We start from the raw sequence: 20,788 nt of genomic DNA, 5'->3' as shown, positions 1-20,788 counted from the left end.
CGAACAGGACAGTGAAACGCCTTTGCGCCGATGATAGTGCGGGTTCCCGTGTGAAAGTAGGTCATCGTCAGGCTTCTATTGAAGCCGTCAGAACCCCCAAGTACCTTGTGCTTGGGGGTTTTGTTTTTTGCGCGAAAGAAAGAGGTTGCAAACCGGTGTTGCGTTGCAGTTCTTGCGCACGCGTCAGCGGTTCAAAACATGTTCACCCTCCAGCTGGAGGGCTTGGACGCGTTCAAGCTCCAGCAGCAACTGATCCAGCCAGGCAGATCCGCTGTCCTCGGGCTCGGGCGGCATGGCCTGGCGCAGATAGGGCGTGTGAAGGGCCCATTCCAACAGCGCAGCCCGAGTGATCCGTTGCCATTCCAGCAAACGGAACTTGATCAGCACTTTCTGGGCATGCCGCAGGTGCTGGGCGGGTGATTCCCGAAACCTGGCCAGGCGGCTTCGAGCGCGGACCATCGCTTCCCCGACGTCGTCAAACAGCGACCCGTGGCCCGGAATGACGACCGCGGGCTCCAGCGACTCGATCAGGTCGAGTGTCTCGGCGACTTCATCGAAGGCGGACTCGCCTTCGAGCTCCGGAAACACCACACCGAAACCGTTCTGCCACAGCGCATCGGCCGAGATCAGCACACGCTCATCTTCCTGATAGAGGACGATGGCATGAGGATCGTGGCCTTTGGCGCCGTGAACGTGCCAGATATGGCTTCCCAGGCGAAGAGCACTGCCGGGAAGCAGCAAACCGTCCACCGCAAAACGCGGGCATTGCTGGCCGGTGGGGGTGTAGCTCAGTGCATCCATGTCCCAGCGCTCGACGGCGGCCGCCTGCCCGGGAGGAATGTGCGTCTTCATCCCGGGAAAGCGGGCCTGCAGCGCGGCATTGCCACCACAGTGGTCGCTGTGCAGGTGGGTGTTGAGCAGCAGGTCCAGAGGCCTTCCCCGGAGCAGATTGGTGACCAGATCGACGGTCTGGTGCGCATGGCTGGCGTAGCCGGAGTCGATCAGGGTCGAGGGGCCTTCGTTGCCCAGAATCAGGATGTTGTTGGAAGAAAGCCAGCCCCGCTCGAGCACCGCCACTCCGAGTCGTTCGAGGCGCCCGGCCATTTCATGGCTTGTCATGCGACCCGCCCTCAACCGACAGGGCGCAAGGCCCGCCGCAGGATCTTGCCCACATTGCTCTTGGGCAACTCGTCGCGGAATTCGATGTACTTGGGGCGCTTGTAGCCCGTGAGGTTGTCGTGGCAAAAGCGCGCCACGTCTTCCTCCCGAAGGGTCGGGTCGCTGCGCACGACAAACACCTTCACCGCTTCGCCTTGTTTGGCGTCGGCGACCCCGATGGCCGCGCATTCGAGCACGCCGGGACACAGCGAAATCACGTTCTCGAGTTCGCTCGGGAAGACATTGAAGCCGGACACCAGGATCATGTCCTTCTTGCGGTCGACGATGCGCGTGTATCCCCGCTCGTCCATGATGCCGACGTCGCCGGTGCGCAGGAAGCCGTCGGCGGTGAACGCGCGCTCGTTCTCGGCGTCCTGGCGGTAGTAGCCCTGCATGACGTTGGGGCCGCGGATGCAGATTTCCCCGGAATCGCCCAGTGGCAGGCTGTTGCCGTCGTCGTCCTTGATGGCGACATCAATGCCCGGCAAGGGCAGACCGATGGTGCCGCTGAACGTGCGGCTGACCACCGGATTGTTGGTGCCGATCGCGCAGGTTTCGCTCATGCCCCAGCCTTCGATCATGGGACAGCCCGTGACTGAGAGCCACTGCCTGGCGGTGCCTTCGGACGCGGCCATGCCGCCAGCCTGGGACATCAGCAACGGCGAGAAGTCCAGCTGCCGGAACTGCGGGTTCTGCAGCAAGGCGTTGAACAGCGTGTTGACCGCCGGCAGCAGGTGGAACGGGCGTCTTTTCAGTGTCTCCACGAAACCCGGAATGTCGCGCGGGTTCGGGATCAGCGTCATGTGCCCACCCCAGCGGATGGCCAGCAGCGACAGCGTCAGCGCGAAGATGTGGTACAGCGGCAGCGCGGCAATGGCGTTGATGTTGCGCACATCACCGATCTTGCCCAGCGCCGGTCGGAACCAGGCTTCGGCCTGCAGGGTGCCGGCGATGACGTTGCGGTGGGTCAGCACCGCGCCCTTGGACAGTCCCGTGGTGCCGCCCGTGTATTGCAGGAAGGCGATGCTGTCGTGGTCTGCCGCGCAGGGCCGCAAGGGAAGGGCACTGCCTTCGGACAGGGCCTGCCGGAAACCGACGATCGTGCGCGGCCCCGCCGCACCGTCCACCGGCAGCCGGAACGGCGGCACCATCTTTGCCAGGTGTCGCACGGCAAAGCTGATCCAGCGGCCATACCAGAAGCCCAGCAGGTCGCCCATGCTGGCCACCACCACGTGCCTCACCTGCGTGTGGTCAATGACCTCTTCCAGCGTTGCCGCGAAGTTTTCCAGGATCACGATCGCTTCCGCGCCAGAATCCTTGAGCTGGTGTTCGAGCTCGCGGGCCGTGTACAGCGGATTCACGTTCACCACCGTGTAGCCAGCGCGCAGGACCGCGGTCATCGTGACCAGGAACTGCGGAATGTTGGGCAGCATCACCGCCACGCGGGCGCCCGCCGGCAAGCCACGCGCCTGCAGCCAGGCGCCCAGCGCCGCGCTGTGCTCGTCGAGCTCGCCATAGCTCATCCAGCGCTCCATGCAGACGCTCACCGGGCGGTCGGCGTGGCGCTTGAGCGATTCCTCGATCAGGGCGGTCAGGGAGCGGAACTGGGACGGGTCGACGCCGTGGGGAACGCCTTCGGGGTAGTGCGCCAGCCAGGGGCGCGCGGTGGTGGTGTCCGGGGTTGCAAAGTCCATGCGTCCATTCTGACCGTGGCCGCCGCGCCGACGCTCAGGGGCAGCCCTAGGGCCGTGTCGCGCAAAGCTCAGCGTCCAGCGCCGCGCAGCAGGTGTCCAGATCTTGGTCGAACAATGCGTCGATCCAGTGCCGTTCGCGTTCGCCAATGGTCGCGAGGAAGCTGTGCGCATCGCCCAGTGCCCCGAAGGCCGTGAACCCGCGTTCGAGGAACTGCTGCAAGGCCGCGAGCCCGGCGGCCTGGGCGGGGCGCCGCATCATCTTCAGTGCCATCAGCAGGGACTTGCTGCGGGTCAGCCGCTGCAGCTCGGCGCCCATGTGCTGCACCACGGCCAGTTGCCGCTCGCGCGCATCGCGCCGACCGGTGAGGCGCCAGGCGCGCGCATAGCGCCGGGTGTCTGCTTCGCGGTCACCGATCGCGAGCCAGTGCGAAGCCATGGTGTGGTCCAGCGACTCGGTCAGCGCATGCATCTCCGCCAGGTCGACCGCCAGCTCGGTCACGGCGTCTGGAAACAGCCGCTCCAGCGCGCCGGCGATGCGCCCGAACTGCGCATCGCGTTCGGCGAAGTCGTGGTCGCCGTAGAGCTCGTCCAGAAAGAACCGCGCCGCCGGCCCCTGGACCGGACTGGCCAGGAAGTCGGTGTAGCTCGCGCGAAAACGCCGGGCCTGCCACTGTTTGACGGCCGAGACCGCTGCACCCAGACCCTCCCCCCGCGCCTGTTCGCGCAGGGCACTCACGGAGCACAGCTGGGCCCGGATGCGGTCCGCGGCCGGCAAGGATTCGTTCATGGAAACGCCAGTCTACCCAGACCGGACAGCCGGCTCCCGGGAGGACGCTCTAGTGTGGTCGCCTCGGTCGCGGACACGGCATGCGATAGTCGCTGCATGTCCTCCATCCCTCTTGCCGGCAGGCCGGTGATTCACCGCGCGTCGCGCCTGGCGCGGCTGCAGCAGCGTGTGGCCCTGGCGACCTTGTTGGCCCTGGTGGTCTGGCTGTACTGGAGCTGGGGCCGTCCCTGGGTGCAGGTGCTGGGCGGCGTGCTGGTGCTGGGCTTTGGCTACGCCTTTGTGCTTGCCTGGGAGTTTCTGGCGGTGGCGCGGGTCAACCGGCGGGACCCGGCACCCAGGGCCGGCGCGTTCGCGCTGGCATGTGCGTGGTGGACGGAGGTGCGGACGGCACCTCAGGTGTTTTCCTGGCGGCAGCCGTTTCGCTGGCGGGCCTGGCCCGACCACGGTGTCGCTCCCGCGCCGGGACAGACGGCCGTGGTGCTGGTGCATGGATTCGTGTGCAACCGCGGGCTCTGGCTGCCGTGGATGCGCGAACTGACGGTGCGCGGCATTCCCTACACCTCGGTCAACCTGGAGCCGGTCTTCGGCTCGATCGACGACTACATCCCGCAGATCGACGACGCGGTGCAGCGTGCCCAGGCGCTCACCGGCCGGGCGCCGGTCCTGGTCTGCCACAGCATGGGTGGGCTGGCTGGCCGGGCCTGGCGGGCGGCGACCCCAGATGCCGACGAGCGCGTGGCCCACATCGTCACCATCGGTTCGCCGCACCACGGGACCTGGTTGGGCCAGTTCAGCCACGTGCCCAACGGCCGCCAGATGCGGCAGGACAGCCCGTGGCTGCAGGCGCTGCGCGAGCGCGAAGCCCAACGCTGGCCGCAGGGCGCATACGCCGGCTTCACCTGCTGGTACTCCAACGCCGACAACATCGTGTTTCCGGCCTCGACCGCGACCCTGCAGGGCGCCGACAACCGCCACGTACCGGGTCGGCCGCACGTGGCGATGGCCTTCGTGGACGAAGTGCTGGACGGCACGCTCGACCTGGTGGCTCGCGAGACCTGACCGGATCAGCCCACCCGGAAGCCCCCAGGCCCGTTCAGATCACGCCGCGGCGCATCTGGTCGAGCTCCATGGTCTCGAACAGGGCCTTGAAATTGCCTTCACCGAAACCGAGGTTGCCCTTGCGCTGGATGAACTCGAAGAAGATCGGGCCGAGCTGGTTCTCGCTGAAGATCTGCAGCAGCAGCTCGCCCGGCGCGCCGTCGACCAGGATGTTGCGCGCCTTGAGCGCCGCGAGGTCTTCACCGTGGTTCGGGATGCGCTTGGGCAGCAGCTCGTAGTAGGTCTCGCTGGTGTTCAGCAGCTTCAGGCCTTCCATCTGCAGCGCGTCCACCGTGTCGTAGAGGTTGGTCGAGGCCAGCGCGATGTGCTGGATGCCTTCGCCGTGGTAACGGTCCAGGTACTCCTGGATCTGGCCGGGCTTGTCGTTGCCCTCCTCGTTGATCGGGATGCGGATCTTGCCGCAGGGGCTGGTCATGGCCTTGCTCTTGATGCCGGTCTGCTGGCCTTCCAGATCGAAGTAGCGCACTTCGCGGAAGTTGAAGATGCGCTCGTAGAAGCCGGCCCACTCGGCCATGCGGCCCCGGTGCACGTTGTGCGTCAGGTGATCGATGACGGTCAGGCCGTGGCCCACCGGATTCAGCTCGGCGCCGGGCAGCGGGTAGAAATCGACGTCGTAGAAGCCGATGTTGCCGATCTCGCCTTCCTGCGCGCCGTTCTTGCCGCGCCAGCGGTCGATGAAATAGATGATCGAGTCGCCGATGCCCTTGATGGCCGGGATGTTCAGCTCGCCCGGGCCGGCGGCGTTGGCGTAGCCCCAGGCGCCCAGCGAGATCGCGCGCTCATAGGCGGCCTTGGCGTCCTGCACGCGGAAGGCGATGGCGCACACGCTGGGGCCATGCAGGCGCGCGAAACGCTGCGCGAAGCTGTCGGGCTCGGCGTTGATGATGAAGTTGATGCCGCCCTGGCGGTACAGGGTCACGTTCTTGTGGCGGTGGCGGGCGATGGCCTTGAAGCCCATGCGCTCGAACAGGGCGCCCATGGCGACCGGGTCCGGCGCAGCGTATTCGATGAACTCGAAACCGTCGGTGCCCATGGGGTTGTCCCAGGTCGTGAGCGGTGCGGTGGCCGATGTGGGCAGGCTGGCATTCATGGCTGTCTCCTTGTGGGTGAGGTGAAGCGCCACTGTATCGGCGCAGCATGTCACGTTTGCTGCGTTTTGGGGCGTGCTCTGGCGCCTGCTTGCAGGAAAAATGCAAAATGTCGGTCATGGAAGCACTCGACAAGCTGGATCGCCACATTTTGCGCAGCCTGCAGGCGGACGGTCGCGCCACCTACGACCAGATCGCCGAGGCCGTGGGGCTTTCGCCCAGCGCGGTGCTGCGGCGGGTCAAGCGGCTCGAAGAGTCGGGCGTGATCGCCCGCTATGTGGCGCTGGTCAAGCCCGAGGCCGTGGGCCTGGGGCTGACGGCCTGGGTGAACGTGCGGCTGGAAAAGCACAGCGGTGCCGCCAAGCGCAACCCGATGGACGAGTTCCGCGCCAGCGTGCTGGGCTGGCCCGAAGTGGTGGAGTGCGCGGCGCTGACGGGCGAGATGGACTTCCTGCTGCGCCTGGTGGTCGCCGACATGGCCGCCTACTCGCGGTTCATGATGGATGTGCTGCTGCGCCACCCCTCGGTGCAGGACTGCAAGACCAGCTTCGTGATGGACCGCGTCAAGAGCACCACCGCCCTGCCGGTGTGAGTTGCTATCGTTTTTGCTGCATTGCAGCAACACCCGGGCAGGCCGGACCGGTCATCTGTCATCCGTTCATCGGGTTTCTCCGGGTTTAGAGGCGTGCGACCTTGTCGATATAGGGAAAACCCTTATATTTTGCGCCATGTCCACCGAAACCACCGCCTTCTCCGCGCCAGCGCGCCCGGCTCCCGCCGGTGACCCGCCGCATTCGCAGGTCGGCGCCGTGGTGCCGATCCGCACCATTGGTCGGGCACACGCACCGCGCATCCTGGCCCACCTGCTGGCCCTGGACGCGCACGACCGTTACCTGCGTTTCGGCTACTCCGCCAACGACGAGCAGATCGGCCGCTATGTCGAGCAGCTCAACTTCGAGCGCGATGAACTCTTTGGCGTCTTCAACCGCAAGCTCGAACTGATCTCGATGGCGCACCTGGCGTTCTCGGTCGACCCGAACTGCACCAGCTGCGCCGAGTTCGGGGTGTCGGTGTCGAAATCGGCCCGTGGCCGTGGCTACGGCAGCCGGCTGTTCGAGCGTGCCGTGATGCACGCCCGCAACGAAGGCGTGCACCTGCTGTTCATCCACGCGCTGTCGGAAAACACCGCCATGTTGCGCATCGCGCGCAAGGCCGGTGCCGTGATCGAACGCGACGGGCCCGAGAGCGAAGCCCATCTGCGTCTGCCGCCGGCCGACTTCGATTCGCGCGTCACCGAACTGCTCAACGAACAGATCGCCCGCACCGACTACCACTTCAAGGCCCAGGCCAAGCAGTTCTGGAGCGTGCTGGACCTGTTGCAGGAAATCCGCCAGGGTGTGCGCAAGTCCCGCGACGCGATGAAGTGACGGCCCCGCGCGGCGGCAGTGCCCCCCGCCGGTGGCTCCTGTCAAGCGCTTGCGGTATCCTTTGCCGCTGTTCCAACTCCCTTTTCCTCCAGTGGCCGACCACCCTCCCAGTACGGGGCCGCAGCGCAGCCTGCGGCATGAAGACAAACGTGGATTCCTGCAGAAGCTCGCGGAATTCATCCACCCCGGGCCGGATTCCAAGGACGAGCTGATCGAGACGCTCGCCGAGGCCGAGGACAACGACATCATCAACGCCGAGTCGCGCGTCATGCTCGAAGGCGTGATCCGCATCGCCGACATGTCGGCGGGCGATGTGATGGTGGCGGCGCCGCGCATGGATGTGCTCAACATCGACGCGCCCTTCGACGAGCTGCTGCACCTGGTCATCGACACCGCCCACTCGCGCTTCCCGGTCTACGAGGGCGAGCGCGAGAACATCATCGGCATCCTGCTCGCCAAGGACCTGCTCAAGCTGCAGCGCGCGCCCGAGCTCAACATCCGGGCCCTGCTGCGCCCGGCGACCTTCGTGCCGGAGAGCAAGGGCCTGAACGACCTGCTGCGCGAATTCCGCGGCAACCGCAACCACCTGGCGATCGTGATCGACGAGTTCGGCCGCGTGGCCGGCCTCATCACCATCGAGGACGTGCTGGAAGAGATCGTCGGCGAGATCGAGGACGAGTTCGACGTGGCCGAAGACGATGGCGACATCTTCTCGCTGGCCGACGGCACCTGGCGCGTCGGTGGCGACACCGCCATCGAGCGCATCAACGAATCCTTCGGCATCCAGCTGCCCGAAGACGATTTCGACACCATCGGCGGCCTGATCGCCCACACCATGGGCCACGTGCCCAAGCGCGGCGAGGTGCACGAGATCGACGGACTGCGTTTTGTCGTGCTGCACACCAAGGGTGGCGCGGTCAAGTGGTTCAAGGTCATGCCGCTGCCCGCGGGCGCCTGAGCGCACAGTTGCTGCGCCACGCCCCATGCGGAACCTGTTCGGCAACCTCCATCCTCCATCCAGTCTGGCTCCCCTGTCCGGCCTGCCGCCGGGACGCCGTGCGCTCGGGAACGGGCTTTTCTGGTTTCTGGTCTGTCTGCTCGGCGGCGCCTTGCAGGCGGCGGCGCTGGCCTGGCCGCTGAAGTCCTGGCACCCGCCAGGGCTCCTGCCGGGGGAGCCCAGTGGCTGGCTGCAGATCGGTTCGCTGAGCCTGCTGGTGTTCGCGTTGCGGCACGTGCACCGTGTCGGGCAGGCGTTCTGGCGCGGCTGGGTGTTTGCGACCGTCTGGATGGCCGGCAGCCTGTGGTGGCTGTTTGTCTCGATGCATACCTATGGCGGGCTGGCGGCCTGGATGGCGGTGCTGGCCGTGGCGGCGCTGGCCGGCGGACTGGCGCTGTTCTATGCGGTGGCGTCGGTGGCGCTGTGCGCCTGGGCGCCGCGCGCGCGCTGGCTGCAGGCGCTGATGTTTGCGGCGCTGTGGACGCTGGCCGAGCTGGTGCGCGGCCGCTGGCTGACCGGGCTGCCCTGGGGGGCCGGTGGCTATGCGCAGGTCGACCTGATGGCGGCCTGGGCGCCGTGGGTCGGCGTGTACGGCCTGGGCGCGCTGTCGGCGCTGCTGGCGTTCGCGTTCGCGCTGATGGTGCCGGCGGTCTGGGCGTTCGTGCACGGGCGCCTGTTCCCGGTGCTGCCCGGCCCCAGAAGCCAGACGGCACCGGGCGCCGGGGGCGCGGTGTCCTGGGCCAATGCGCTGGCCGGGTTGATGGCGCTGGCCTTGCTGTCCAGCGTGCTGCTGGGTGAGCGCTGGCGCGACCTGTCGCTGCGCGGCACGGCGGATGCCGGTCCGCTGAAGGTCTGGCTGCTGCAGGGCAACATCCCACAGAACGAGAAGTTCGAGACCGGCACTGGCGTCGCCACCGCGCTGTCCTGGTACCCGGCGCAGATTGCCGATGCCGCGCGCGCGCGAAGGGCTGGCGCCGGGCCGGACCTGGTGGTCGCGCCCGAAACCGCGGTGCCGGTGCTGCCGCAGCAGCTGTCGGCGGAGTTCTGGGAGCCGTTCTTCGATGTGATCGGCGCTTCGGCCGCGACCCCGCAGTCGCCGGGCCTGGGCGTGATGGTCGGCATCCCGCTGGGCTCGGTGCAGTCGGGCTACACCAACTCCGCCTGGGGCCTGTCGCCGGCCATGCTGCAGGGGCGCGACGGGGGCTTTCCGGGCCATCGCTTCTACCGCTACAGCAAGCAGCACCTGGTGCCGTTTGGCGAGTTCATTCCCCCGACCTTCCGCTGGTTCACCGACCTGATGCATATCCCGCTGGGGGACTTCGCGCGCGGCAATCTGGTCCAGCCCGGCTGGCAATGGGCGGGGCAGCGCGTGGCGCCCAACATCTGCTACGAGGATCTGTTCGGCGAGGAGTTGGCGGCGTCCTTCCGCGACCCGGCCACCGCGCCGACGGTGATGGTCAACCTGAGCAACATCGGCTGGTTCGGCGACACGGTGGCGATCGACCAGCACCTGCAGATCTCGCGCCTGCGCGCGCTGGAGCTGGGGCGGCCGATGCTGCGCGCCACCAACACCGGCGCCACGGCGGCCATCGACCACCGGGGTGTGGTGACGCAACGCCTGCCGCGCCAGACCCGCGACCGGCTGGAGGCTGCGGTACAGGGCCGCACCGGGCTCACGCCCTACGCCGCCTGGGCCTCGCGCTGGGGTCAGGGGCCGCTCTGGCTGGTCTGCCTGGCCGTGGTGGCGCTGGCCCTGCTGGTGCGCCAGACGCAGCAGCGCCGGCCGGCCCGTCGCGCAGGCAGCGAAACCCGCCCCGCCCCGTAAAATCCAAGGTTTTGCGTGGTCTGCCCGAGGGGCGGTCGCCGCGCCACCACACCCTGCATTCCGGCCAGCGGATCCACCGCCGGCACCCGACCATGTTGACCTTCCAGCAAATCATCCTGACCCTGCAGTCCTACTGGGACAAACAGGGCTGCGCCCTGCTCCAGCCCTACGACATGGAGGTCGGCGCCGGCACCAGCCACACCGCCACCTTCCTGCGCGCGCTCGGCCCCGAGCCCTGGAAGGCCGCCTACGTGCAGCCCAGCCGCCGCCCCAAGGATGGCCGCTATGGCGAGAATCCCAACCGCCTGCAGCACTACTACCAGTACCAGGTGGTGCTCAAGCCCGCGCCGGCCAACATCCTGGAGCTCTACCTGGGCTCGCTCGAAGCCCTGGGCTTCGACCTCAAGAAGAACGACATCCGCTTCGTGGAAGACGACTGGGAAAACCCCACGCTGGGCGCCTGGGGCCTAGGCTGGGAAGTGTGGCTCAACGGCATGGAAGTCACGCAGTTCACCTACTTCCAGCAGGTCGGCGGCATCGACTGCAAGCCCGCCACCGGCGAGATCACCTACGGCCTGGAGCGCCTGGCCATGTACCTGCAGGGCGTGGACAACGTCTACAACCTGAAGTGGACCGAGACCATGAGCTATGGCGACGTCTACCACCAGAACGAGGTCGAGCAGTCGACCTACAACTTCGAGCACAGCGACGCCGACTTCCTGTTCACCGCCTTCACGGCGCACGAGAAACAGGCCAAGCACCTGATCGAACAGCAACTGGCGCTGCCCGCCTACGAGCAGGTGCTCAAGTGCGCGCACAGCTTCAACCTGCTGGACGCGCGCGGTGCCATCAGCGTGACCGAGCGCGCCGCCTACATCGGCCGCATCCGCAACCTGGCCCGCGCCGTGGCGCAGTGCTACTACGAGAGCCGTGAGCGCCTGGGCTTCCCCATGGCGCCGCGCGAGTGGGTGGCGCAGATCGAAAAGAAAGTTGCTTGAGACCGCGAGAACAAGAATGACAAACAAGAACCTCCTCGTCGAACTGTTTGTGGAAGAGCTGCCGCCCAAGGCGCTCAAGAAGCTGGGTGACGCCTTTGCCGGCGTGCTGGCCGATCAACTCAAGGCCCAGGGCCTGGCCGCCGCCGATGCGGTGGTGACACCGTTTGCCTCGCCGCGCCGCCTGGCCGCGCACGTGACGGCCGTGGCCGCGCGCGCCGCCGACAAGGCCGTGTCGCAGAAGCTCATGCCGGTCAGCGTCGGCCTGGACGCCAGCGGCGCGCCCACGCCCGCGCTGCTCAAGCGCCTGGCCGGTCTGGGGGCCGATGCTTCCGCCGTGGCCGGCCTCAAGCGCGCGCCCGATGGCAAGGCCGAAGCTCTGTTCTTCGACAGCGTGCAAGCTGGCGTCGATCTGGCTGCGGGCCTGCAGAAGGCGCTCGATGAAGCCATCGCCAAGCTGCCGATTCCGAAGGTGATGAGCTACCAGCTCGAAACCGATTGCGAACTGCCCGGCTGGACCAGCGTGAACTTCGTGCGCCCGGCGCACGGCCTGGTCGCGCTGCACGGCGCCGACGTGGTGCCGGTGAAGGCGCTGGGCCTGAAGGCCGGCAACGCGACCCACGGCCACCGCTTCGAAGCGGCCGTGGACCCGGTGCCGCTGGCCGATGCCGACGCCTACGCGGCAACGCTGGCGAAGGACGGCGCGGTGATCGCGTCGTTCGCCGAACGCAAGGCCGAGATCGCGCGCCAGCTGGCCGCCGCGGCCGCGAAGGTCGGCGGGGGCTGCAAGCCGATCGACGACGACGCGCTGCTGGACGAAGTGACCGCGCTGGTCGAGCGCCCGAACGTGCTGACCTGCCAGTTCGAGACCGAATTCCTCGATGTGCCGCAGGAATGCCTGATCCTCACGATGAAGGCCAACCAGAAGTACTTCCCGCTGCTGGACGCGGCCGGCAAGCTGACCAACCAGTTCCTCGTGGTCAGCAACATCCGCCCCGACGACGCGAGCGCGGTGATCGGTGGCAACGAGCGCGTGGTGCGCCCGCGCCTGGCCGACGCCAAGTTCTTCTTCGACCAGGACCGCAAGAAGACGCTGGAGAGTCGCGTCGAAGGCCTGGGCAAGGTGGTCTATCACAACAAGCTGGGCACGCAGGGCGAGCGCGTCGAGCGCGTGCGCGCGATTGCACGCGCCATCGGCCAGCAGCTCGGTGGCGATGTGCTCGCGAAGAGCGCCGACACCGCCGCGCGCCTGGCCAAGACCGACCTGCTGACCGACATGGTGGGCGAGTTCCCCGAGTTGCAGGGCATCATGGGCGGCTACTACGCGCGCCACGACGGCCTCTCCGAAGACATCGCCTTCGCGATCGAAGACCACTACAAGCCGCGCTTCGCGGGCGACGAACTGCCGCGCACCCAGACGGGTGTGGTGGTCGCGCTGGCCGACAAGCTGGAAACCCTGGTCGGCATGTTCGGCATCGGCAACCTGCCGACCGGCGAGAAAGACCCGTTTGCCTTGCGGCGCCATGCTCTAGGTGTGGGTCGGATCATTGTTGATCGAGATCTGCCGCTGGAGCTTGGCAAGCTAATTTCAATCGCATACGAGACCTTTGCGGGCAAGGGGTTAGTCCCGCAAAAAGATATGCAAGGGTTGCTTGAAGTACTTTGCCAAGAGCGGTTGGTACGTCTGCTCGAAAGCGAGGGGAACAACGCTGGCGAAATTGGTGCAGTCCTAGCTGTTCAAGGCATGCCCCACTGGGCGGTGTTGCGTACGCGCCTTGAGGCCGTGCGCGCCTTCGCCGCGCTGCCCGAAGCGCCCGCCCTGGCCGCGGCCAACAAGCGCATCGGCAACATCCTCAAGAAGTCCGAAGGCGAGGGCGCGGAGGTCAACCCGGCGCTGTTCGTGGAAACCGCCGAGAAGGACCTCTACGCCGCGATGCAGGCCACCGTGCCCGCTGCCAACGCGAAGTTCGATGCGGGCGACTACACCGCCAGCCTGCAGGCGCTCGCCGCGCTGCGCACGCCGGTGGACGCTTTCTTCGATGGCGTGATGGTCAATGCCGACGACCCGGCGCTCAAGGCCAACCGCCTGGGGCTGCTGAAGTCGCTGCACGAAGCCATGAACCGCGTGGCCGACCTGTCGCGCCTCGCGGCTTGATGCCATGACCGCCCCCACGCTCCACCGCTTCGCGGGTCGCTGCCCCCCACGGGGGCGCGGCCTTGCTTGGGGCGGCCCGGCGCGGCGGCCCAACCGCTGGAGCACCGCATGAAACTGCTGATCCTCGACCGCGACGGCACGCTCAACCGCAGCCGCGACGACTATGTGGCTTCGGCCGACGAGTGGGAGGCGCTGCCTGGCGCGCTCGAAGCCGTCGCGCGGCTGAACCACGGCGGCTGGCGCGTGGTGCTGGCGACCAACCAGTCGGGCATCGGCCGCGGCCTGTTCGACATGGCCTCGCTCAACGCGATCCACGCCAAGATGCACCGCGCGCTGGCGGCGGTCGGCGGCCGGGTCGAGGCGATCTTTTTCTGTCCGCACGCGCCCGAAGACGGCTGCCATTGCCGCAAGCCCGAGCCGGGCCTGTTCGAGCAGGTGGGCGACCGTTTCGGCCTGCCGCTGGAAGAGATTCCGGCGGTGGGCAACGCCCTGCGGCATGTCCAGGCCGGCGCTGCCGCCGGCTGCCCGCCGCATCTGCTGCTGACCGGCAAGTCCGAGCACCTGCGCGAGGTGGTCGGTGACGGGGATGCCACCGGGGTCGCGGTCGCCGGGCTGCCGCCAGACTGCCGCCTGCACACCGACCTGAGCGCTTTTGCCGACTGGCTGCTGGCGCAGCCCGTGCCCACCACCTGACACCTTCCCCATGTACCTGATCAATTTCCTGCGCTCGGTGCTCCACATGCTGTTCATGGCGGTGACCGTCGTGCCCTGGGCGCTGGCGGTGGTGATCGCCGCGCCCTTCCTCAACAGCACCAAGATCTACTGGATGTGCGCGCGCTGGCTCAAGCTGGCGGTCGACGGCGGCACGGTGATCCTGGGCATCCACAACAAGGTGATCGGTTACGAGAACCTGCCGGTCGGCACGACCGCGCCGGCGGTGCTGCTGGTCAAGCACCAGTCGCTGTGGGAGACCTTCAGCATGGCCGCGCTGATGCCGCACCCGCTGGCCTTCGTGTTCAAGAAGGAACTGCTGAAAGTGCCGTTCTTCGGCTGGGCCATGGCGCGCATGGACATGATCCACATCGACCGCGCCGACGGCGCACGCGCCTTCGTGAAGGTGGTGCAGCAAGGCCAGCGCCTGCTGGACCAGGGCACCTGGGTGATCATGTTCCCCGAAGGCACGCGCATCGCGCGCGGCGAGAAGGGCGTCTACAAGACCGGTGGCACGCGGCTGGCGATCCGCACCGGTGCGCCGGTGATTCCGATCGCCGTGACCTCGGCCAAGTGCTGGCCGCGCAAGGCCTTCGTGAAGAAGCCGGGCACGGTCGAGTTCTCGATCGGCAAGCCGATTCCCAGCGCCGGCCGCGAGGCCGACGAGCTGATGAAAGAGGTCGAGGACTGGATCGAGGGCGAGATGCACCGACTCGACCCCGAGGCGTACCGATGACCACCCCTGCCGCGCTGCGCGCGACCCCCTCAAGGGGGCGATGCGAGTGGCCCGGCGGAGCCGGCTCCACCGCATCCTGGTCGCAGACATTTCGCTTCGCAGGGGGCTGAGTCCATGCAGCGCTTCGTCCAGCTGGCGCTTGATTTCCTGACCGGCACCGAGCCGGTGATGGCGCCGGCCGCGAAAGACGCGCCACGCGTCGACGGGCCGCCGGCCGAGTCGATGACGGCGGTATTCCAGCCCGGCACCTGGCACCACCCGCGCGCCAACCGCCGCGTGCGGCTGGGCGGGCACGAGGTAGCCTACGAGTTCGCGCGCGGCAAGCGCCGCACCATCGGGCTGTCGGTCAGTCCGGAAGGCCTGAGCGTGCGCGCGCCGCGCTGGACGCCGGTGGGCGAGGTCGAGGCCTATCTGCAGGAGAAGGCCGGCTGGGTGCTGGACAAGCTGCGCGACGCGCGCGAGCGGGCCGGCGCGCTGGAGCGTGCGCGCACGGTCTGGGCCGATGGGGCGGAGTTCGATTTTCTGGGGCAGCGCGTGCGGCTCGTGCTCGATTCGGCGCACGCCTTTGCGCAGGGGGGCGCCGCGCTGGAGCCGGGCGAGGACGAGGCCATGTCGGTGCTGCGCCTGGGGCTGGCCCGGACCGCGACCGAGGCCCAGATCCGCGACGCCGCACAGGCCTGGCTGATGCGGCAGGCGAAGCAGCTGTTCACCGAGAGCCTGGAGCGTTTCGCGCCGCAGCTCGGCGTCACGTACCAGAAGCTGCGGCTGTCCAGCGCGGGCACGCGCTGGGGCAGCGCGAGCGCCGACGGCACGATCCGCCTGAACTGGCGCCTGGTCCACCTCAAGCCCGAGATGATCGACTACGTGGTGGTGCACGAACTCAGCCATCTGCGCCACATGGACCACAGCCCGCAGTTCTGGGATGTGGTCGCCAGCGTGATGCCCGACCACCTGCAGCGGCGCAAGGCGCTCAAGCGCGCGTCGGTGCCGCTGGGCGACTGAGGTCAGCGCGCGGGCGGGCCGCTGAACAGGGCCGCCACCACGTCGGACTGCGTGATCATGCCGACCACGCGCTGGGTGGCGTCGACCACCGGCATGTGGTGCAGGCCTCCGTCGGAGAACAGGCCGACCAGGTCACCGATGGGCTGCTCCGGCCGCGCCGAACGCACCCTGCGGGTCATGATGTCGTCGACGTAGCGGGCCGTGCTCATCACCGGCAGCCGCCGCGGGTCCGGCGCGCTGTGGCCGATGAAGAAATCGTGCAGCGAGACGATGCCCGCGAGTGTGCCGTCGGCCTCGACCACCGGCAGGGCCTTGATCTTGTGGTGCGCCAGCCGGGCCCAGGCTTCGTCGACCGAGTCGCGTGGCCCGATGCTCACGACATCGCGCGACATGATGTCGCGGCAGTGCACTTCGCCCCAGCGCCGCTGGCTGGCGAGGTCCTGGGCCTTGACCAGGATCTCTTCCAGGTCCTGCGGGCTGATGTCGAGCAGCGCGCCCTGGCTGGTCAGCGCGCGGGTGAGGTCGTCGTGCGTGAAGCCCAGGCGGTGGCTGGGCAGAGGGTCGCTGGTGTGGTGCGGCTGCGCCGTGGCGTGGTGCGGGTAGCGGCGGCCGGCGAGGTGGTTGAACAGCAGGCCGGTCAGCACCAGCAGGCCCGCGTTGGTCGCCACCGGCCAGAGCGCGTAGTGAAAGCCCAGTTGCGTCACGGCCGGGCTGCCGAGCACGGCCGTGATTGCCACCGCGCCGCCGGGCGGGTGCAGGCAGCGCAGCGCGAACATGACGGCGATCGCCAGTGCACCGGCCACCCCGGCGGCCAGGCCTGTGTGTCCGATGAGCAGCGCGCAGGCCGCACCGACCAGGGCCGACACCGTGCTGCCGCCCACGATGGACCAGGGCTGGGCCAGCGGGCTGGCGGGCATCGCGAACAGCAGCACCGCGGATGCCCCCATCGGCGCGATGAACCACGGGTTGAGCGTGCCCAGCGCGAGCCGGCTGGACCATTCGGTGGCGATCAGGCCGATGCCGGCGCCCACGACCCCGAGCAGCATTTCCCGGCGGCTGACGCTCAGTGGGGCGGGAATGAAGCTGCGAAGCCAGGACAGGATGGGGTGCACGCGGGGAGGGCGGTGGGCGCGGGGTCGGTCATTGTAGGAACCCGGCGACCCGCGGCGGCGGATGACCCGGTCAGTTCTGGGGACTGAAGCGCCAGACCCCGTCGGCGTCCTGCGTGCGCCGCAGCCTGCCCTGGAACCACAGCCGGTGCAGGTGGGCGACCGACTCGCCCATCGCGAAGGTGCTCTGGTGCAGGTCCAGCGGACGGTGGAACAGCACCGGGATCATTTCCCAGGCGCTGTGCGGTCGCTGGCCGCAGGCCTCCAGCACCTCGGCCAGCCGGTCGTCGTGGTGCTCTTCGAGCTGACGGATGCGTTCGTGCAGGCCGGTGAAGGGCTTGCCGTGCGAGGGCAGCACCAGGGTGTCGGGCGGCAGCGGCAGATAACGCTGCAGCGAATCGAGGAACAGCGTCAGAGGGTCGCTCTCGGGCTCCACGTCGTAGACGCTGACGTTGGTGCTGATGCGCGGCAGCACCATGTCGCCGCTGATCAGCACCTGCAGGTCTTCGCTGTACAGCGCGATGTGCTCGGGCGCGTGGCCGTAGCCCGCGATGCAACGCCAGCCGTGGCCGCCAATGGTCACCACCTGGCCGTCCATCAGCCGCCGGTACTGGCTGGGCACGCCCGGCACCAGGCCGGGGTAATAGCCGGCGCGGGCGCGGATCTTCTCCAGCGCGTCCGGATCGAGCAGGCCGTGCGCGCGAAAGAACGCCGCCGCGCCATCGCCACCGAACCCGGTGGTGCTGCGCGAGCCGATGCGGGCCATGTGATAGTCCGTGCCGCTGATCCACAGGCGGCAGGACCAGCGCTCGCACAGCCATTGCGCCAGGCCGATGTGGTCCGGGTGCATGTGGGTCACGATCACGCGCAGCACCGGCAGGCCGTCGAGTTCATCCGCAAAGATCTGCTCCCACTGCGCCTTCGCCTCGTCGCGCGCGATGCAGGTGTCCACCACTGTCCAGCCCTCGCGACCGTCCAGCGTGTCGCGCAGCAGCCAGAGGTTGATGTGGTCCAGCGCGAACGGCAGCGCCATGCGGATCCACTTCACGCCGGGTGCGACGAGCAGCGTGCGGCCGGGTTCGGGCAGGGCATCGCCCTGCGGGTAATGAAGCCGGGCTTCGAGCTGGTCTTTGGTGGCGGAGGTCATGGGCCGTTTCTCGAAGGGCGTTCCGGTAAACTGACGTTGACGTAAACGTCAGGCTGCGACGCATTCTAGGGAGCGCGCCGCGCCACTGCTGTCCGAAAGCCGACACCCCTTCCAAGACCATGGCGACCAACCCGACCTATTCCATCAGCGACCTCGCACGCGAGTTCGACCTGACCACGCGCGCCATCCGTTTCTACGAAGACATGGGGCTGATCCAGCCGCAGCGCGAAGGTCCCGGTGGACGCAACCGGGTCTACAGCGCGCGCGACCGCACGCGCCTGAAGCTCACGCTGCGCGCCAAGCGCCTGGGGCTGTCGCTGACCGAGGCCAAGGACATCATCGACATGTACGACAGCCCGCGCGACACCGGGCCGCAGCTGCGCAAGTTCCTCACCGTGCTGGCCGACCACAAGCGCCAGCTGGAAGAGCAGCTGGCCGACCTGGTGGCCAACCTCGACGAGGTGAAGGTGCACGAGAAGGAAGCCCGGGCGCTGCTGGCCAAGGTGGAAAAGACGGGCAAGGTCTAGACTCGGCGGCTTCTGCCCTCACCGGAGCTGGTCCATGAGCCTCGTCGCCACCGCCATCGTCGCCCTGCTGGCACTGATCCACGTCTACATCCTGGTGCTGGAAATGTTCCTCTGGGACACGCCCAAGGGCCGCAAGGCCTTCGGCCTCACGCCCGAGTTCTCCGCCGCGAGCAAGGCACTGGCCGCCAACCAGGGGCTGTACAACGGCTTCCTGGCCGCCGGCCTGTTCTGGGGGCTGTGGCTGGGCGCGGAGGGTTTTGGCGTGAAGGTGTTCTTCCTCGCCTGCATCCTGGTTGCCGGCCTCTACGGTGCCGCGACCGCCACCCGCAAGATCCTGTTCATCCAGGCCGTGCCGGCGGCGCTGGGCCTGCTGGCCCTGTTCCTTTCCCGCTGAACCTTTTTCGCGGCCGCGAACCGCGGCCTTGGCTTGCGGGTTGACCCGCACTTGCCGCCGCGCAGCGGTGTCGGTCATAATTGACGTTTACGTAAACGTAAATCAAACCCATGACCCAGACCACCGACCCCGATGCCCTGCGCCAGCGCGTGCAGACCAGCCTGGACCGCCAGGGAATGATGCAGGCGTTGGGTGTGCGGCTGCTGTCCGTGGCGCCCGGCACGGTGACGCTGGCGCTGCCGTATTCGGACCGCGTGACGCAGCAGCAGGGTGGCTTCCACGGCGGCGCCATGGGCGCGCTGGCCGACATCGCGGGGGGCTACGCGGCCCTGACCGTGGCGCCCGAAGGCATGGAAGTCACCACCGTGGAATACAAGATCAACTTCCTCGCGGCCTTCCAGGGCGGCGAGCTGCAGGCCACCGGCCGCGTCACCAAGGCCGGCAAACGCATCATCGTCACCAGCGCCGAGGTGGTGCACGTGGCGGCCGATGGCAAGCGCTCGGACTGCGCCGTGATGCAGCAGACCCTGGTGCCCGTGCCCAAGACCTATTGAACACCCCCACATTCAAGGAGACACCCCATGACCAACCTGCCCGGCCTCAATTTCCAGCTCGGTGAAGACATCGACGCCCTGCGCGACGCGGTGCGCGACTTCGCGCAGGCCGAGATCGCCCCGCGCGCGGCCGAGATCGACCGCACCGACCAGTTCCCCATGGACTGCTGGCGCAAGATGGGCGAGCTGGGCGTGCTGGGCATCACCGTGCCCGAGCAGTACGGCGGCGCCAACATGGGCTACCTGGCCCACATGGTGGCCATGGAAGAAATCAGCCGCGCCAGCGCCTCGGTGGGCCTGAGCTACGGCGCGCACAGCAACCTGTGCGTGAACCAGATCAACCGCAACGGCACGCCCGAGCAGAAGGCCAAATACCTTCCCAAGCTCATCAGCGGTGAACACGTGGGCGCGCTGGCCATGAGCGAACCGGGCGCCGGCTCCGACGTCATCAGCATGAAGCTCAAGGCCGAGGACAAGGGCGGTTATTACCTGCTCAACGGCAACAAGATGTGGATCACCAACGGCCCCGACGCCGACACCCTGGTGGTCTACGCCAAGAGCGAGCCCGAGCTGGGCGCGCGCGGCGTCACCGCCTTCCTGATCGAAAAAGGCATGCCCGGTTTCAGCATCGCGCAGAAGCTCGACAAGCTGGGTATGCGCGGCAGCCACACCGGCGAGCTGGTGTTCCAGAACGTCGAGGTGCCGGCCGAGAACATCCTGGGTGGCCTGAACATGGGCGCCAAGGTGCTGATGAGCGGGCTGGACTACGAGCGCGCCGTGCTGACCGGCGGGCCGCTGGGCATCATGCAGTCGGTCATGGACAACGTGATTCCGTACATCCACGACCGCAAGCAGTTCGGCCAGAGCATCGGCGAATTCCAGCTGATCCAGGGCAAGGTCGCCGACATGTACACCGTGCTGCAGGCCGCGCGCAGCTTCGCCTACACCGTGGCCAAGAACCTCGACCTGCTGGGCACCGACCACGTGCGCCAGGTGCGCAAGGACTGCGCCTCGGTCATCCTCTGGACCGCCGAGAAGGCGACCTGGATGGCGGGCGAGGGCGTGCAGATCTACGGCGGCAACGGCTACATCAACGAGTACCCGCTGGGCCGCCTCTGGCGCGACGCCAAGCTGTACGAAATCGGCGCCGGCACCAGCGAAATCCGCCGCATGCTGATCGGCCGCGAGCTGTTCGCCGAGACCTGCTGATTTCAAGGGCGTTTCCAGGGTTTTCATGGAGCCTATGGATGGTGTTCAAAACCCCCGGTCAAGCCCGAATGGCATGAGCGAGGCACGACAGGAACAATGGCGTGATGACCCAACGAGAACTTGGCCTGAATCTGAGTACGCGGCGCACGCGCAA

20 protein-coding genes are annotated in these 20,788 nt (G+C 67.7%); 14 read left to right on the top strand and 6 right to left on the bottom strand.

What is annotated here, in order from left to right:
• Positions 1-183: 183 nt before the first annotated feature.
• Genes ACS5NL_RS22395 through ACS5NL_RS22385 form a run of 3 tightly spaced genes read right to left on the bottom strand, consistent with a single transcriptional unit; the run spans position 184 to position 3,639 of the window.
• Entirely contained in the window at positions 184-1,119 is a 936-nt protein-coding gene (locus ACS5NL_RS22395; RefSeq protein WP_439356221.1) for an MBL fold metallo-hydrolase, read from the bottom strand.
• 11 nt (positions 1,120-1,130) lie between these two features.
• Positions 1,131-2,852, bottom strand: a complete 1,722-nt coding sequence (locus ACS5NL_RS22390) for an AMP-binding protein (protein WP_439356220.1) — start codon at positions 2,850-2,852, stop codon at positions 1,131-1,133.
• Positions 2,853-2,898: 46 nt separating this feature from the next.
• Entirely contained in the window at positions 2,899-3,639 is a 741-nt protein-coding gene (locus ACS5NL_RS22385) for an FFLEELY motif protein (protein ID WP_439356219.1), read from the bottom strand.
• A 96-nt stretch (positions 3,640-3,735) separates the two neighbouring features.
• Between ACS5NL_RS22385 and ACS5NL_RS22380 the strand changes: the two genes are divergently transcribed.
• Positions 3,736-4,698, top strand: a complete 963-nt coding sequence (locus ACS5NL_RS22380; RefSeq protein WP_439356218.1) for an esterase/lipase family protein — start codon at positions 3,736-3,738, stop codon at positions 4,696-4,698.
• 34 nt (positions 4,699-4,732) lie between these two features.
• Here ACS5NL_RS22380 and hppD read toward each other — a convergent pair whose 3' ends face one another.
• Positions 4,733-5,848, bottom strand: a complete 1,116-nt coding sequence (gene hppD / locus ACS5NL_RS22375) for a 4-hydroxyphenylpyruvate dioxygenase (protein ID WP_439356217.1) — start codon at positions 5,846-5,848, stop codon at positions 4,733-4,735.
• A gap of 116 nt (positions 5,849-5,964) precedes the next feature.
• Here hppD and ACS5NL_RS22370 point away from each other — a divergent pair, with 116 nt between their 5' ends.
• From ACS5NL_RS22370 to ACS5NL_RS22330, 9 genes are all read left to right on the top strand, one after another.
• The gene (locus ACS5NL_RS22370) at positions 5,965-6,438 is read left to right on the top strand and encodes an Lrp/AsnC family transcriptional regulator (protein WP_439356216.1); all 474 of its coding nucleotides are present in this window, start codon (positions 5,965-5,967) and stop codon (positions 6,436-6,438) included.
• Positions 6,439-6,574: 136 nt separating this feature from the next.
• Complete coding sequence (locus ACS5NL_RS22365) at positions 6,575-7,273, top strand: GNAT family N-acetyltransferase (protein WP_439356215.1); 699 nt, start codon at positions 6,575-6,577, stop codon at positions 7,271-7,273.
• Between the two features lie 91 nt (positions 7,274-7,364).
• On the top strand, positions 7,365-8,231 hold the full coding sequence (locus tag ACS5NL_RS22360; protein WP_439356214.1) for a CorC family transporter: 867 nt from the start codon (positions 7,365-7,367) through the stop codon (positions 8,229-8,231).
• A gap of 25 nt (positions 8,232-8,256) precedes the next feature.
• Positions 8,257-10,095: an apolipoprotein N-acyltransferase gene (lnt, locus tag ACS5NL_RS22355; RefSeq protein WP_439356213.1), complete on the top strand. Its 1,839-nt coding sequence runs from the start codon at positions 8,257-8,259 to the stop codon at positions 10,093-10,095.
• Between the two features lie 92 nt (positions 10,096-10,187).
• Positions 10,188-11,093, top strand: a complete 906-nt coding sequence (gene glyQ / locus ACS5NL_RS22350; protein ID WP_439356212.1) for a glycine--tRNA ligase subunit alpha — start codon at positions 10,188-10,190, stop codon at positions 11,091-11,093.
• A 16-nt stretch (positions 11,094-11,109) separates the two neighbouring features.
• Positions 11,110-13,245: a glycine--tRNA ligase subunit beta gene (gene glyS, locus ACS5NL_RS22345; RefSeq protein WP_439356211.1), complete on the top strand. Its 2,136-nt coding sequence runs from the start codon at positions 11,110-11,112 to the stop codon at positions 13,243-13,245.
• Between the two features lie 108 nt (positions 13,246-13,353).
• Complete coding sequence (gene gmhB / locus ACS5NL_RS22340) at positions 13,354-13,938, top strand: D-glycero-beta-D-manno-heptose 1,7-bisphosphate 7-phosphatase (RefSeq protein ID WP_439356210.1); 585 nt, start codon at positions 13,354-13,356, stop codon at positions 13,936-13,938.
• A 19-nt stretch (positions 13,939-13,957) separates the two neighbouring features.
• Complete coding sequence (locus ACS5NL_RS22335; RefSeq protein ID WP_439356222.1) at positions 13,958-14,692, top strand: lysophospholipid acyltransferase family protein; 735 nt, start codon at positions 13,958-13,960, stop codon at positions 14,690-14,692.
• 114 nt (positions 14,693-14,806) lie between these two features.
• Entirely contained in the window at positions 14,807-15,694 is an 888-nt protein-coding gene (locus ACS5NL_RS22330) for a M48 family metallopeptidase (RefSeq protein ID WP_439356209.1), read from the top strand.
• A gap of 2 nt (positions 15,695-15,696) precedes the next feature.
• On the opposite strand, the gene ACS5NL_RS22325 is transcribed toward ACS5NL_RS22330, so the two are convergent.
• Both ACS5NL_RS22325 and ACS5NL_RS22320 read right to left on the bottom strand, forming a co-directional pair.
• On the bottom strand, positions 15,697-16,806 hold the full coding sequence (locus ACS5NL_RS22325; RefSeq protein ID WP_439356208.1) for an HPP family protein: 1,110 nt from the start codon (positions 16,804-16,806) through the stop codon (positions 15,697-15,699).
• Between the two features lie 70 nt (positions 16,807-16,876).
• Entirely contained in the window at positions 16,877-17,950 is a 1,074-nt protein-coding gene (locus tag ACS5NL_RS22320; RefSeq protein WP_439356207.1) for an MBL fold metallo-hydrolase, read from the bottom strand.
• 119 nt (positions 17,951-18,069) lie between these two features.
• Here ACS5NL_RS22320 and ACS5NL_RS22315 point away from each other — a divergent pair, with 119 nt between their 5' ends.
• From ACS5NL_RS22315 to ACS5NL_RS22300, 4 genes are all read left to right on the top strand, one after another.
• Positions 18,070-18,477 (top strand): MerR family transcriptional regulator, encoded by a 408-nt coding sequence (locus ACS5NL_RS22315; RefSeq protein WP_439356206.1) that lies wholly within the window; start codon positions 18,070-18,072, stop codon positions 18,475-18,477.
• A gap of 34 nt (positions 18,478-18,511) precedes the next feature.
• A complete protein-coding gene (locus ACS5NL_RS22310; RefSeq protein WP_439356205.1) occupies positions 18,512-18,871 on the top strand; it encodes a DUF1304 domain-containing protein in 360 nt (119 codons plus the stop codon).
• A gap of 110 nt (positions 18,872-18,981) precedes the next feature.
• Positions 18,982-19,425 (top strand): PaaI family thioesterase, encoded by a 444-nt coding sequence (locus tag ACS5NL_RS22305; protein ID WP_439356204.1) that lies wholly within the window; start codon positions 18,982-18,984, stop codon positions 19,423-19,425.
• Between the two features lie 27 nt (positions 19,426-19,452).
• A complete protein-coding gene (locus tag ACS5NL_RS22300) occupies positions 19,453-20,634 on the top strand; it encodes an isovaleryl-CoA dehydrogenase (RefSeq protein WP_439356203.1) in 1,182 nt (393 codons plus the stop codon).
• The last annotated feature ends 154 nt before the right edge of the window (positions 20,635-20,788 follow it).

Source organism: Hydrogenophaga sedimenti, assembly GCF_051857515.1.
In the GTDB taxonomy this organism is placed as follows: Bacteria; Pseudomonadota; Gammaproteobacteria; order Burkholderiales; family Burkholderiaceae_C; genus Hydrogenophaga.
Note: the sequence above shows the minus strand (reverse complement) of the source record. Positions and strands in the feature narration are given on the sequence as shown.